At 73.6% G+C, this 13,250-nt stretch carries 13 protein-coding genes; 8 read left to right on the forward strand and 5 right to left on the reverse strand.

The genetic code is table 11. From position 1 onward, the window contains the following. Window positions 1–16 precede the first annotated feature (16 nt). The 5 genes from RM812_RS12000 (at window position 17) to mug (ending at window position 5,423) form a co-directional block, all read left to right on the forward strand. Window positions 17–1,381 carry a hemolysin family protein gene (locus tag RM812_RS12000; RefSeq protein ID WP_311572456.1) on the forward strand — a complete coding sequence of 455 codons (1,365 nt, stop codon included), beginning with the start codon at window positions 17–19 and terminating at the stop codon, window positions 1,379–1,381. Then, entirely contained in the window at window positions 1,378–2,409 is a 1,032-nt protein-coding gene (locus RM812_RS12005; protein WP_311572457.1) for a hemolysin family protein, read from the forward strand. Before RM812_RS12000 ends, RM812_RS12005 begins: the two co-directional genes overlap by 4 nt. Before the next feature lie 161 nt (window positions 2,410–2,570). Next, a complete protein-coding gene (locus RM812_RS12010; RefSeq protein ID WP_311572458.1) occupies window positions 2,571–3,353 on the forward strand; it encodes an SGNH/GDSL hydrolase family protein in 783 nt (260 codons plus the stop codon). Window positions 3,354–3,438: 85 nt separating this feature from the next. Then, window positions 3,439–4,881, forward strand: coding sequence for an adenylosuccinate lyase (gene purB / locus RM812_RS12015; RefSeq protein WP_311572459.1), 1,443 nt, complete (start codon window positions 3,439–3,441; stop codon window positions 4,879–4,881). Continuing rightward, entirely contained in the window at window positions 4,878–5,423 is a 546-nt protein-coding gene (mug, locus tag RM812_RS12020) for a G/U mismatch-specific DNA glycosylase (RefSeq protein WP_311572535.1), read from the forward strand. The genes purB and mug overlap by 4 nt, the downstream gene beginning before the upstream one ends. A 7-nt stretch (window positions 5,424–5,430) precedes the next feature. On the opposite strand, the gene RM812_RS12025 is transcribed toward mug, so the two are convergent. Genes RM812_RS12025 through RM812_RS12035 form a run of 3 tightly spaced genes read right to left on the reverse strand, consistent with a single transcriptional unit; the run spans window position 5,431 to window position 7,576 of the window. Further along, the gene (locus RM812_RS12025) at window positions 5,431–5,871 is read right to left on the reverse strand and encodes a hypothetical protein (protein WP_311572460.1); all 441 of its coding nucleotides are present in this window, start codon (window positions 5,869–5,871) and stop codon (window positions 5,431–5,433) included. A gap of 59 nt (window positions 5,872–5,930) precedes the next feature. Beyond that, entirely contained in the window at window positions 5,931–6,656 is a 726-nt protein-coding gene (locus RM812_RS12030; protein ID WP_311572461.1) for an ABC transporter permease, read from the reverse strand. A 2-nt stretch (window positions 6,657–6,658) separates the two neighbouring features. After that, on the reverse strand, window positions 6,659–7,576 hold the full coding sequence (locus RM812_RS12035; RefSeq protein ID WP_311572462.1) for an ABC transporter ATP-binding protein: 918 nt from the start codon (window positions 7,574–7,576) through the stop codon (window positions 6,659–6,661). Window positions 7,577–7,683: 107 nt separating this feature from the next. On the opposite strand from RM812_RS12035, the gene RM812_RS12040 reads away from it, so the two are divergent. From RM812_RS12040 to RM812_RS12050, 3 genes are all read left to right on the forward strand, one after another. Continuing rightward, window positions 7,684–8,841, forward strand: coding sequence for a sensor histidine kinase (locus RM812_RS12040; RefSeq protein WP_311572463.1), 1,158 nt, complete (start codon window positions 7,684–7,686; stop codon window positions 8,839–8,841). A 14-nt stretch (window positions 8,842–8,855) separates the two neighbouring features. Beyond that, the gene (locus RM812_RS12045) at window positions 8,856–9,518 is read left to right on the forward strand and encodes a response regulator transcription factor (RefSeq protein WP_311572464.1); all 663 of its coding nucleotides are present in this window, start codon (window positions 8,856–8,858) and stop codon (window positions 9,516–9,518) included. 100 nt (window positions 9,519–9,618) lie between these two features. Continuing rightward, a complete protein-coding gene (locus RM812_RS12050) occupies window positions 9,619–10,773 on the forward strand; it encodes an ROK family transcriptional regulator (RefSeq protein ID WP_311572465.1) in 1,155 nt (384 codons plus the stop codon). Window positions 10,774–11,266: 493 nt separating this feature from the next. Here the strand turns inward: RM812_RS12050 and RM812_RS12055 are convergent, their stop codons facing one another. Both RM812_RS12055 and sigJ read right to left on the reverse strand, forming a co-directional pair. Then, window positions 11,267–12,028, reverse strand: a complete 762-nt coding sequence (locus tag RM812_RS12055) for a GntR family transcriptional regulator (RefSeq protein ID WP_311572466.1) — start codon at window positions 12,026–12,028, stop codon at window positions 11,267–11,269. Window positions 12,029–12,260: 232 nt separating this feature from the next. Next, on the reverse strand, window positions 12,261–13,145 hold the full coding sequence (sigJ, locus tag RM812_RS12060) for an RNA polymerase sigma factor SigJ (protein ID WP_311572467.1): 885 nt from the start codon (window positions 13,143–13,145) through the stop codon (window positions 12,261–12,263). Window positions 13,146–13,250 lie beyond the last annotated feature (105 nt).

Genomic DNA, 13,250 nt, shown 5'->3' on the forward strand with positions numbered 1-13,250 from the left:
GATCCGAGGTGACCCGATGACCGAAGTGCTCCTGCTGCTGGTGGCGATCCTGCTCTCGCTTCTGTGCGGTGCCTTCGTCGCCGCGGAGTTCTCCCTGACCACCGTCGAGCGCGGCGAGCTGGAGCGGGCCGCCGCGCGGGGCGAGCGGGGCGCGGCGAGCGCCCTGAAGGCCGTCCGGAACCTGACGTTCCAGCTCTCCGGGGCGCAGCTCGGCATCACGGTCACGAACCTGGTGGTCGGCATGCTCGCCAAGCCGTCGGTCGCCGCGCTGATCGCGGGCCCGCTGGAGGACGCGGGTATGTCGGGTTCGGCGGCCTCCTCGGCGGCGCTGGTGCTGGGCACGGCCCTGTCCACCGTCTTCCTGATGATCGTCGGTGAGCTGGTGCCCAAGAACTGGGCGATCTCCTCGCCACTGGCCGTGGCCAGGCGGGTGGGCGGTCCGCAGCGCTGGTTCAGCGCGGCCTTCCGCCCCTTCATCACCCACCTGAACAACACGGCCAACCGCGTCGTGCGCCGCTTCGGCGTGGAGCCGGCCGAGGAGCTGGCGTCCGCGCGCGGGCCGCAGGAGCTGGCGGCGCTCGCCCGGCACTCGGCCAAGGAGGGCGCCCTGGAGGCCGACACCGCCGAGTTGTTCGTGCGGACCCTGAACCTGGCCGACCTGTCGGCGGGGAACGTGATGACCCCGCGCGTCCAGGTCGTCGCCCTGGACTCCCGCGCGACCTGCGCGGACGTCGCGAACGCGACGCGGGCGACCGGACTGTCGCGGTTCCCCGTCTACCAGGACAGTCTCGACACCGTGGTGGGGACCGCGCACGTCAAGGACGTACTGGCGGTGCCCGCCGAGCGGCGGCCCGGGATCCCGGTCGCCGAGCTGATGCGCGAGCCGCTGCTGGTTCCGGAGACGCTGACCGTCGACCGGCTCCTGGACCGGCTCTCCGGGCGGCGCACGATGGCCGTCGTCATCGACGAGTACGGCGGGACGGCGGGCGTGGCCACGCTGGAGGACATCGTCGAGGAGGTCGTCGGCGAGGTGCGCGACGAACACGATCCGCACGAGACGCCCGAACTGGTCCCGGCCGGCACCGACGAACAGGGCCACGCCCTGTACTGGGCCGACGGCGCCGCCCGGGTGGACCGGCTCGCGCGTCTTGGGCTCCGGGTGCCGGAGGGGCCGTACGAGACGCTCGCCGGGCTCGTCGCGGCGGGGCTCGGGCGCATCCCCGCGGTCGGCGACACCGTCGAGGTCGCCGGCTGGCGGCTGGACGTGGCGGACGCCACGGGGCGCCGGGCGGCCCGGGTGCTGCTGCACGCGCCGCTCGACGACGCGGGTGCCACCGGTGACACGGACGCCGGCGACGACACGGGGGAGGCCGGGCGGTGACCGCCGTACAGCTGCTGATCGGTCTGGCGACGCTCGTCGTCAACGCGTTCTTCGTCGGCGCCGAGTTCGCGCTGATCTCCGTACGCCGCAGCCAGGTGGAGCAGCACGTCGAAGCAGGGGCGGCGGGTGCGGAGGGCGACCGGCGCGCGAAGAGTGTGCTGTGGGGTCTGGAGCACGTGTCGGCGCTGATGGCGGCGGCCCAGCTCGGCATCACGCTGTGCACACTGGTCCTCGGTGTGGTCGCGGAACCGGCGATCGCGCACCTGCTGGAGCCGGTGTTCCACGCGGTGGGTGTGCCGTCCGGCGCGGGGCACGCGGTGTCCTTCGTGATCGCGCTGGCCCTGGCGACGTATCTGCACATGCTGCTCGGCGAGATGGTGCCGAAGAACATCGCGCTCGCCGAGCCGGTGCGCAGCGCACTGCTGCTCGGGCCGCCGCTGGTGGCGCTGTCCCGGGCGCTGCGCCCGGTGATCTTCACGATCAACGCCCTCGCGAACGCGCTGCTGAGGATGCTCCGGGTCGAGACGAAGGACGAGGTGTCGGCGACCTTCACGGACGCCGAGCTGGCCGAGATCGTCAAGGACGCCGGCGAAGCCGGGCTGATCGACGACCGCGCCCAGGAGCGGCTGCACGACGCCCTGGAGCTGGGCCGGCGCCCGGTGCGGGACGTGGTGCTGCCCCTGGAACGCGTCGTCCACGCGCGCGTGGGCGTCACGCCGGAGCAGTTGGAGCGGCTGTCGGCCGAGTCCGGGTTCTCTCGCTTCCCGGTGGTGGACGACGGGCGGCGGATCGTCGGCTACCTGCATGTGAAGGACGCCCTGGACGCCTCCCCGCGCGACCTGCCGTTCCGGCTGCGGGACATGCGGCCCATCGCGCGGGTGCGGGAGAGCACCCCGTTGGACGACGTGCTGACGGCCATGCGGGGCAGCCGTACGCATCTGGCGGCCGTGCTGGGTTCCGACGGGCGGCTGTCGGGGCTGGTGACCATGGAGGACGTGCTGCGGGAGCTGTTCGGGCAGCGGACCTGAGCCGACGGGGCGGAAGACGCGGAGGGCTCGAGGTGCGGCGGCTCGAGGTGCGGCGGGCTCGAAGGGTGCGGAGCCCGCCGTGTGGCGACGCGGGGAGGGCTCGGCGGGATTCGAGGGTGACCGACCGGCGGGTATGTGCACGGGCTACCATTTCTGTCGCCATGCAGACGAACCCCACCCACACCAGCCTTGTCGCCGTCGGCGACTCCTTCACCGAGGGCATGTCGGACCTGCTGCCCGACGGCTCCTACCGGGGCTGGGCCGACCTCCTCGCCGCCCGGATGGCCGCCCGCTCCCCCGGCTTCCGGTACGCGAACCTCGCGGTGCGCGGGAAGCTGATCGGGCAGATCGTCGACGAGCAGGTGGACGTGGCGGCGGCCATGGGGGCCGATGTGATCACACTGGTCGGCGGGCTCAACGACACGCTGCGGCCCAAGTGCGACATGGCCCGGGTCCGGGATCTGCTGACGCAGGCCGTGGAGCGGCTGGCCCCGAACTGCAAGCAGCTGGTGCTGATGCGCAGCCCGGGCCGCCAGGGTCCGGTGCTGGAGCGGTTCCGGCCCCGGATGGAGGCGCTGTTCTCCGTCATCGACGACCTGTCCGCCCGGCACGGCGCCGTGGTCGTCGACCTGTACGGGGCGGACTCGCTGGCCGACCCGCGCCTGTGGGACGTGGACCGGCTGCATCTGACCGCCGAGGGGCACCGCCGGGTCGCGGAGGCCGTGTGGCAGACGCTCGGCTACGAACCCGAGGACCCGCACTGGCACGCGCCGATCCCGGCGGCCCCGCCGCCGGGCTGGATCACACGCCGGACCGCGGACGTCCGGTTCGCCCGGCAGCACCTGCTGCCCTGGATAGGCCGCAGGCTGACCGGCCGGTCGTCCGGGGACGGCCTGCCGCCCAAGCGCCCGCAACTGCTGCCGTACGAGGACCTGGCGCCGTGATCCCCCGGCCCCCGAGGCCTTCGTAGGTTCCGACGAAGAGCCCGGTGGCGCTGGCCTGCAGGAATCGCCAGTAGAATCTGTCCACGTGACTTCTGCGCCCGCCAAGCCCCGCATCCCGAACGTCCTCGCCGGACGCTACGCCTCCGCCGAGCTCGCCACGCTCTGGTCGCCCGAGCAGAAGGTGAAGCTGGAGCGGCAGCTCTGGCTCGCCGTGCTGCGGGCCCAGAAGGACCTCGGCATCGAGGTGCCCGACGCCGCGCTCGCCGACTACGAGCGCGTCCTCGACCAGGTCGACCTGGCCTCGATCGCCGAGCGCGAGAAGGTCACGCGGCACGACGTGAAGGCGCGGATCGAGGAGTTCAACGACCTCGCCGGGCACGAGCACGTGCACAAGGGCATGACCTCCCGCGACCTGACGGAGAACGTCGAGCAGCTGCAGATCCGGCTGTCGCTGGAGCTGGTCCGCGACCGTGCGGTGGCGGTCCTGGTTCGCCTGGGCAAGCTGGCCGGCGAGTACGGCGAGCTGGTCATGGCCGGCCGTTCGCACAACGTCGCGGCGCAGGCCACGACGCTGGGCAAGCGGTTCGCCACCGCCGCCGACGAGCTGCTCGTCGCGTACGGCCGGGTGGAGGAGCTGCTCGGCCGCTACCCGCTGCGCGGCATCAAGGGCCCGGTCGGCACCGCCCAGGACATGCTGGACCTGCTCGGCGGGGACGCCGGCAAGCTCGCGGAGCTGGAGCAGCGGATCGCGGGGCACCTCGGCTTCTCGCAGGCGTTCACCTCGGTCGGCCAGGTCTACCCGCGCTCCCTGGACTACGAGGTCGTCACCGCGCTGGTGCAGCTGGCGGCGGCGCCGTCGTCGCTGGCGAAGACGATCCGGCTGATGGCCGGGCACGAGCTGGTCACCGAGGGCTTCAAGCCCGGCCAGGTCGGCTCCTCCGCGATGCCGCACAAGATGAACACCCGCTCCTGCGAGCGTGTGAACGGCCTGATGGTGATCCTGCGCGGCTACGCCTCGATGACCGGTGAGCTGGCGGGCGACCAGTGGAACGAGGGCGACGTGTCCTGCTCGGTGGTGCGCCGGGTCGCTCTGCCGGACGCGTTCTTCGCGCTGGACGGGCTGCTGGAGACGTTCCTGACGGTGCTCGACGAGTTCGGCGCCTTCCCGGCGGTCGTGGCCCGGGAGCTGGACCGCTACCTGCCGTTCCTCGCCACCACCAAGGTGCTGATGGCCGCGGTGCGGGCCGGTGTCGGCCGTGAGGTCGCGCACGAGGCGATCAAGGAGAACGCCGTCGCCTCCGCGCTGGCGATGCGCGAGCAGGGCGCCGAGCGCAACGAGCTCCTGGACAAGCTCGCCGCCGACGAGCGCATCCCGCTCGACCGCGCCGGACTGGACGCGCTGATGGCCGACAAGCTGTCCTTCACGGGCGCCGCGGCCGACCAGGTCGGCGTCGTCGTCGGCCGGATCGAGGAGATCGTCAAGCAGCACCCGCAGGCCGCGGGCTACACCCCGGGAGCGATCCTCTGACGCGCTTCACCCGGGCCGAGCTGGAGGCCGCCCGCGACCGTCTCGTACCGGACGTCGTCGCGGACGGTCTCAGCGTGCTGTTCTGCGGTATCAACCCCGGCCTGCTGTCGGCGGCGACGGGGCACCACTTCGCCCGTCCCGGCAACCGCTTCTGGCCGGTGCTGCACCTGTCCGGGTTCACACCGCGGTTGCTGAAGCCGTCGGAGCAGGACGAGTTGCCGTCGTACGGGCTCGGCATCACCAACGTCGTCGCGCGTGCCAGCGCGCGGGCGGACGAGCTGAGCGCCGAGGAGTACCGGGAGGGCGGGCGGCTGCTGGCGCTGAAGGTGGCGCGTTTGCGGCCCCGTTGGCTGGCCGTGGTCGGTGTCACCGCCTACCGGTCGGCGTTCGACGACCGCGGTGCCCGGGTGGGACCGCAGGAGCGGACGATCGGCGACACCCGCGTGTGGGTACTGCCCAACCCCAGCGGGCTCAACGCGCACTGGACGACGCAGACGATGGCGGAGGAGTTCGCGCGGCTGCGGGTCGCGGCTCAGGCGTAGCCGGCGGTCAGGGCGGGGCGGTCTCCGTGACGACGGCCAGCAGCTGCACCTCGTCCGTCTCGTCCCGGTCGGCGACGGCCACCGCGACCCAGCGGCCGGTGCCCTGCGCCTCCCAGAGGTACGCCACGCGGGCCCGGGCGCCGAGGCCGGCCCACGGCTCGGGTATGTCCTCCCCCTCGGTCCGCAGCAGGACCGTCTCCAGGTTCCAGGGGTCCGTCTCCCCCCAGCGCGGGGCGAGGCACTCGTAGAGGGCGTCCCGGAACTTCTCGTACTGCCCCACCGTCACCGCCCGCTCCGCCGGATCGCCGACGCGCAGGCCGTGGCTGCTCGCCAGCACCGCCACGAAGTGGCCGGGTCCCCCTGTGCCCCCGGCCGACGGGCCGTGCTCCGCCGGAAAGGGACGGAAGCACAGCTCGTCGATGAGGGCGAAGTGCTGGGCGATGTTCATGCCGTCCAGTAAAGCGGCCACCACTGACAATTGGCGGGGCGTCAGCCGACCGGCGGCGGTCAGGCGTCCCGGCGGCGCAGCCGCCAGGCTCCCGCGAGGAGCGCGGCCGCCGCCCACAGCGCGGTCACCGCGAGCCCCGTCCAGGGCCCCAGACTTCCGTCGTGCGTCTGGTACAGGACGATCTGCCCTGCCTTGTCCGGCAGGAAGTCGGCGGCACCGCCCGCCGTGTCCCCGATCACGAAGGAGACGACGAGGATGAACGGGATCAGGGTGGACAGGGTGGCCACACCGCTGCGGAACAGGGTGGTGAGGCCGGCCGCGAACAGGGCGATCAGCATGAAGTAGATCCCGCAGCCCACGACGCCGCGCACCTGCTCGCCGGCGGTGAGGCCGTCCGCCGCCGGGCCGAGACCCGAGCGGGCCGCGACGAGGGCGGCGAACGCGGTGACCAGCCCCACGACGAGGGCCGGTACGGCGACGACCGTCAGCTTCGCCGCGAACCACCGGCCGCGCTGCGGAACGGCGGCCAGCGAGAGCCGGATCCCGTTGCCGTGGTACTCGGACGACACGACCAGGGCCCCGAAGGCGATCGCGGCGATCTGGCCGGGCAGCACGCCGGACAGGGCCGTGAACAGCGGGTCGAAATCCGGGTCGGAGGTCTCGGAGACCCCTGCCAGCGCGGAGAACGCCGTGGTGACGGCGAACACGGCCAGCAGGGTGCCGTACAGCGAGCGCAGGGTGCGGACCTTGAGCGCCTCCGCGCGGAGTACGGGCGTGAACTGCATGATCAGGCCTCCTGGTGTTGTGCGGTGAACTCGGTCTCGTCGGCCGTCAGGTCGAGATAGGCCTGTTCCAAGGTGCCCTCGTCCGCGGTGAGTTCGAGTACCGGTACGCCCGCGTCGGACATGACGCGGCCGATGTCGTCCACGCGCGCGTGGTGCACGGTCCAGTACCCGTCGTGTTCCACGGCGTCGTGGCCGTGCCGGGCGAGGACGGCCTTCAGCGCGGTGGCGTCCGACGTGCGGACCCGTACGCGGGGTTGCACGCGCGCGTCGATGAACTCCCGCATCGGAGTGTCGGCGAGCAGCCGGCCCCGGCCGAGGACGACCAGGTGGTCGGCGAAGGACGCGGTCTCGTTCATCAGGTGGCTGGAGACCAGCACCGTGCGCCCCTCGGCGGCGAGCCGGCGCAGCAGCTCGCGGATCCAGATGATGCCTTCGGGATCCAGTCCGTTGGAGGGCTCGTCCAGCATCACCACTTCGGGATCGCCCAGCAGGGCGGCGGCGATCCCCAGGCGTTGGCGCATGCCCAGGGAGTACGTCCGTACCCGGCGGCGGGCCACCGACGCGATGCCCGTCTCCTCCATCACCGCGTCGACCCGGCGCGCCGGAATGCGGTTGCTCGCCGCCAGGACGCGCAGGTGGTCCCGCGCGGTGCGCGAACCGTGGGCCGAGTGCGCGTCGAGCAGGGCACCGACGTGCCGCAACGGCTCGTGGAGGGCGGTGTAGGGGCGGCCGCCGACCGTCGCGGTCCCGGAGGTGGGCCGGTCGAGGCCGAGGACGAGCCGCATGGTGGTGGACTTCCCGGCGCCGTTGGGGCCGAGGAAGCCTGTGACGCGGCCGGGGCGCACGGTGAAGGTGAGGTCGTCGACCGCTCGCCGGGTGCCGTACTCCTTGATGAGGTTCTGGACGTCGATGCTGGTCATGGCAGCAGCGTGCCGGTTCGTACGGGGCAGGTCCTCCCCCGCCGGTGGAGATCGTCTCCCCCGTGCGGGGGAGGCCCGCTGTCAGTGGCGGCTGGCACCATGGCGCAATGGCCCGCCTGCTGCGCCCGCTGTTCCGGGGGACGACCTACACACGGCTGCTGCACCTGTGGGTGCCCATGCTCGTGGTGAGCGTGTGGGTGTTCATCGACGACGAAAGCCTGTGGGTGCCCGCGGCAGTGCTGATCCCCCTCGGGTTCGTCCCGGCGGTGCGGACCGGCGAGGGCGTGCAGGCCCGTCTGCTCCTCTCCCCCGGCCATGAGGACTCAGCCTTCTCGGTCGCACCCTCGGCGACCTGGCGCGACCGGCTGCGCACGGTGGCGTGGCTGGAGTTGCGCATGGCGCTGGGCGGTTTGACCGCGGTCGCCTGCGTCTGGCTGCCGGTTCTCACCGTCGAGCTGGTCCGGCTCGCCCTGGGGCACCGGATCGCCGACATACCGGTGCTGCGGGACGCCGAGCCGCACTCGGCGTACGCGCTTCTCGCGCTGCTTCCCCTCCTCGCGCTGTACGGCGCCGTGGTGGGCCTCGGCATCCTCGCGACGGCGGGGGCCCGCGCGCTCCTCGGCCCGTCCGCCGCCGAGCGACTCGAGGCCCTCGAGGAGCGCACCGAGCAGCTCCTGGAGCGCACCCGCATCGCCCGCGAGCTGCACGACTCCATCGGTCACGCGCTGACCGTCGCCGTCGTGCAGGCGGGGGCCGCCCGCGCGGCCGGCAGTCCCGACTTCACCGAACGGGCCCTGACCGCGATCGAGGAGACCGGCAGGGCCGCCCTGGAGGATCTGGAGCGGGTGCTCGGCGTGCTGCGGGAGGCGGAGCGGCCCGTGAGCGCCAGACCGACGCTCACGGACGCCGACCGTCTGCTGGAGTCCGCCCGCGCCTCCGGGGCCGAGGTCGACGCCGAGGTCACGGGTCCGTTGGAGACCCTGCCGGGCCCGGTCTCCCGGGAGGGCTACCGCATTCTCCAGGAGGCGCTGACCAACGTGCTGCGGCACGCGGGTGCGGTGCCGACGCGGGTCCGCGTCGAGGTGGCGGACGGTGCGCTCAGCCTGACGGTGCGCAATCCGCTGCCGGACGGGAGGGCCGGGACCGGGCGCGGCAGCGGGCTGCGCGGCATACGCGAGCGGGCCGCGCTGCTGGGCGGGCGTGCGCACACGGGGCCCGACGGCGCGGGTGACTGGCTGGTGCGGGTCGAGCTGCCGCTCGGCTGATCTACGCTGGGCGGATGCCGGTCAGAGTGCTCCTCGTCGACGACGAACCCCTCGTACGCGCCGGTCTGCGGGCCGTGCTGGAGGCGCAGCCGGACATCGAGGTGGTCGGGGAGGCGGCCGACGGGGCGGCGGTCATTCCGCTGGTGCGTCAGGTACGGCCGGACGTGGTCGCCATGGACGTCCGCATGCCGCTGCTGGACGGCATCGAGGCCACCCGCGCGCTGCTGCGGACGGTGGCCGACCCGCCGAAGATCCTCGTGGTGACGACCTTCGAGAACGACGAGTACGTGTACGAGGCGCTGCGCGCGGGCGCCGACGGGTTCCTGCTGAAGCGGGCCCGGCCGGCCGAGATCGTGCACGCGGTACGGCTGATCGCCGAGGGGGAGTCCCTGCTGTTCCCCGCCTCGGTGCGGCGGCTCGCCGCCGAGTACGGCGACGGTGGCGGGAACCGCGCGGCCCGCGCCGAGTTGGAGCGGGCGCGGCTGACCGAGCGGGAGGGCGAGGTGCTGCGGCTGATGGCGCGCGGGCTGTCGAACGCGGAGATCGCCGCCCGGCTGGTGGTCGGCACGGAGACGGTGAAGTCGCACGTGAGCGCGGTCCTGGCGAAGCTGGGGGCACGCGACCGCACCCAGGCGGTGATCACGGCGTACGAGTCGGGGTTCGTGGCGCCCGGATGAGGCACCCCTGCGGTCCGGGATCGGGCGGACCGGCTCTCGCCGGGGCGGAGCGGGCCGAGTACGATCCGGCCAACACGCGCACGAGCTGGGAGGACGGACGTTGGGAGGGCTGACCGGCGGGGATCCGTCGCTGCTGCGGAGGATCAACTCCGCGGTGGTGCTGCACGCGCTGCGTGCCACGGACTGTGCGACGCTGACCGAGATCACCCGGGTGACGGGGCTGTCCCGGCCGACCGTCGAGGGTGTCGTCGAGGGGCTGATCGAGGCCGGTCTGGTCGTGGAGACGGCCGCCGACGAGGGTGCGGCCCGGCGGCAGGGGCGGCCCGCGCGGCGTTTCCGGTTCCGGGCGGAGGCCGGGCACCTTCTGGGTCTGGAGATCGGGCCGCACCGTGTCGCCGCGCTCCTGTCCGACCTGGACGGCCGGGTGATCGGCGCCCAGGCCAAGGACGTCGACGAGTCCGCCCCGGCCGACGAGCGTCTGGAGCGGCTGCGCACCGCGGTCGCCGAGCTGCTGCGCCGGGCCGGTGTCGCGCGTGGCTCACTGCGGGCCGTGGGGGCCGCCACGCCCGGGATCGTCGAGGCGGACGGCACGGTCCGGCTGAGTACCGCTCTGCCGCAGTGGACGGGGTTGCGCCTGGGCGAGCGGCTGAGCCGTTCCTTCAAGTGCCCGGTGCTGGTGGAGAACGACGCGAACGCGGCGGCGGTCGCCGAGCACTGGAAGGGTGCCGCGACCGAGTCCGACGACGTCGTGTTCGTGCTGGCCGGGCTGAGCCCGGGGGCCGGGGCGCTGATCGGCGGGCGGCTGCACCGCGGGTACGGGGGCGCGGCCGGTGAGATCGGCGCGCTGCACCTGCTGGGCCGGGACGTGACTCCGGAGACGCTGCTGTCCACCACGGACCAGCCCCTGCACCCGCTGGACGAGCAGGCGGTCGCCAGGGTCTTCGCCGAGGCCCGCGAGGGCGACCGGCGGGCCCGCGCGGCCGTCGAGCGCTTCATCCAGCGGCTGGTGCACGACGTGGCGGCGCTGGTGCTGGCCCTGGACCCGGAGCTGGTCGTCATCGGCGGCTGGGCGGCCGGGCTGGACGGCGTACTGGAGCCGTTGCGGCGGGAGCTGGCCCGCTACTGTCTGCGGCCGCCGAAGGTCGCCCTGTCGCTCCTCGGCGAGGCCGCCGTCGCGACGGGCTCGCTGCGGCTGGCCCTCGACCACGTGGAGGAGCAGTTGTTCGCGGTGGAGGGCGCGACGGCCCGCCGCTGACCCGGGCGCCGAAGACCGGTCGGCGCGGCCCCGGATCGACGCCCACCCCGTCAGGACGCCGGCCGCAGGGCCCGGCACCACGGTGTCCCACGACCCACGGCCCCACCCCGGGCACCGACCCCGGCCGCGCACCCCACGGAGCTACCCCCCAGGGCCCGGCATCACGACGCCCCACGAGGCCCACGGACCCCCCGGGCACCGACCCGCGCGCGACCCGCTCGAACCACACGAACCACACAACGATCCAGCACCCCGTGCGTCCCGGCCGTACCGGCTCACGACCCCGGCCGCGCACCCCACGGAGCCGCCCCCGGGGCCCGGCCCGGCACACTTCGCTCACCGCACGGCCGGACACGGTCCAGCACCTCGCGGCACCCGCGGCGCCGCACCGGTAACGGCGCCGGCCGGCTCGATACCGCGGGTGCCGGTGGCGCCCGGGATGCGCGCGATCACGTCTCGGGACGGTCCCGGCGAGGCTCGGTCGGCGGCCGGTTCAGGAGGCCCGGGTCTGTGGGCCGTGGTGGATCTCCACGTCGCCGAAGTCCCCGAACGTCAGCCGGCAGGTGTCCGCGCGGTAGGTGGCGACGGAGAGTGCGGCGGTGCGGCCCTCGGCGAGGTACCGGGTGGTGACCACGAGGACGGGCGCTCCCGGGAGGCGGTCCAGCTCCTTCGCGTCCTCGGCGCCGGCCGATCCCAGCTCCACGGCGCTCTCCTGCCCCACCAGCTCGCCGCGCTGCAGTTCGCGCAGCACGGCACGCGCGCGTGCGGCGCCGGAGGGCGCGTCGATGGCGGTGAGGTCGGGCACCGAGGCCGACGGGATGTACAGCAGCTCCGCCGCGACCGGCCGGCCGTGCGTCACGCGGGAGCGGCGGACGGTGTGCACGGGCTCGTCCCGCCCGGTCTCCAGGGCGTCGGCGACGGCCGCGGGCGGGGCCGTGAGGACGCAGTCGGCCGGCTGCCAGGCGTCGTCGGCCGTCCCGGGCCAGGCATGCTGCCGGGTGCCGACGGCCACGCCCACGCGCGGCGGGGCGACGGTCGTACCGACACCGCGGCGGCGTTGGAGCCTGCCTTCCAGTTCGAGCTGCTCCAGGGCCTGGCGGAGCGTGGCGCGGGCGACGCCGAACCGAGCGGCGAGGTCGCGCTCGTTGGGCAGGACCTCGCCCACCGAGAACTCCGAGTCCAGGGCCTCGCTGAGCACGGTCCTGAGGTGCCAGTACTTCGGTTCCGGCACCGAGTCCAACTGCGTGGTCCCCACCCTGTCCTCCGCAATCGCCGTGGTCCGGCGGCGTTTTGACGCCCTTGTTTATTAAAGGTTGTTGCAGTTCTCTGCGACCATAAAACGGCCCACACCCTTGGTCAAGACCAATCCTCGATCCCCCAGGTGACCCCCCGGGTGATCGCGAGGGACCACGAGGGACCGGCTTCGTGACTGGACGGCGAAGCCCCCGTCGCGGGACGGAGGCTTCGGCGGGAGCAGGGGCGAGCGGTCAGGCGTCGGCCAGGGATCGCAGTTTGTCCGGGTTGCGGATGATGTAGAGCGACTGGATGCGCCCGTCGGCGACGTCCAGCTGGAAGACGGAGTCGGGCTTGCCTCCGGACAGGACCAGGACTGCCGGGCCGCCGTTGACCTCAAGGAAGCGGAAGGAGAGGTCCGGGACGCTCTTGCGCGCGGCGCCGAGCAGGAAGGGGCCCACCTTGGCGGGGCTCTCCAGCACGCGCAGCGGTGCCCTGGACTTCCCACCGCTGTCACCCACCAGCCGGACGTCGGGCGCGAGCATCGCCATCAGACCTTCGAGGTCGCCGTCGGTCGCGGCGGCGAGGAACCGTTCGGTGAGGTCCCGGCGCTGCACCGGGTCGACGTCGAAGCGGGGCCGTCGCTCGTCGAGGTGTTTGCGGGCCCGCCCGGCGAGCTGGCGCACGGCGGCCTCGCCCCGCTCCAGCATGGCGGCGATCTCCGCGTACGGGTAGCCGAACGCCTCCCTGAGGACGAACACCGCCCGCTCCAGCGGTGACAGCGACTCCAGGACGACGAGGACGGCGAAGGAGACCGTGTCGGCGAGCACGGCCCGCTCGGCCGTGTCCGGCACGGTGTCGCCGAAGTCGGTGACACAGGGCTCGGGCAGCCACGGGCCGACGTACGTCTCGCCCCGGGACTTGATCTGGCGCAGCCGGTCGACGGCGAGGCGGGTGGTGACGCGCACCAGGTAGCCGCGGGGCTCACGGACGCCGGACCGGTCGCCCCCGGACCAGCGCAGCCAGGCCTCCTGGACCACGTCCTCCGCGTCGGCCAGACGGCCCAGCATGCGGTAGGCGACACCCAGGAGGACGGGACGGTGCTCTTCGAAGACGTCGGTCGCGGTTTCGGTGGCCACCGCTCCATCCCAGCCGACGCGTCCGGCCGTGTCCAGGCGGAATCGCCCGGGCCCGCACCACGACCCCACAGGGCGCCGGGGCCGCCCCGGGACGAACAGCGACCG

The sequence above is a fragment of the Streptomyces lancefieldiae genome (assembly GCF_031845825.1).
In the GTDB taxonomy this organism is placed as follows: domain Bacteria; phylum Actinomycetota; class Actinomycetes; order Streptomycetales; family Streptomycetaceae; genus Streptomyces; species Streptomyces lancefieldiae.

Excerpts from the sequence above, each read along its gene's own strand:
- RM812_RS12045 (WP_311572464.1), top strand. The coding sequence starts at position 8,856 with ATGCCGGTCAGAGTGCTCCTCGTCGACGACGAACCCCTCGTACGCGCC.
- RM812_RS12030 (WP_311572461.1), bottom strand. The coding sequence starts at position 6,656 with ATGCAGTTCACGCCCGTACTCCGCGCGGAGGCGCTCAAGGTCCGCACC.
- RM812_RS12025 (WP_311572460.1), bottom strand. The coding sequence starts at position 5,871 with ATGAACATCGCCCAGCACTTCGCCCTCATCGACGAGCTGTGCTTCCGT.
- RM812_RS12010 (WP_311572458.1), top strand. The coding sequence starts at position 2,571 with ATGCAGACGAACCCCACCCACACCAGCCTTGTCGCCGTCGGCGACTCC.
- RM812_RS12035 (WP_311572462.1), bottom strand. The coding sequence starts at position 7,576 with ATGACCAGCATCGACGTCCAGAACCTCATCAAGGAGTACGGCACCCGG.
- RM812_RS12000 (WP_311572456.1), top strand. The coding sequence starts at position 17 with ATGACCGAAGTGCTCCTGCTGCTGGTGGCGATCCTGCTCTCGCTTCTG.
- RM812_RS12040 (WP_311572463.1), top strand. The coding sequence starts at position 7,684 with ATGGCCCGCCTGCTGCGCCCGCTGTTCCGGGGGACGACCTACACACGG.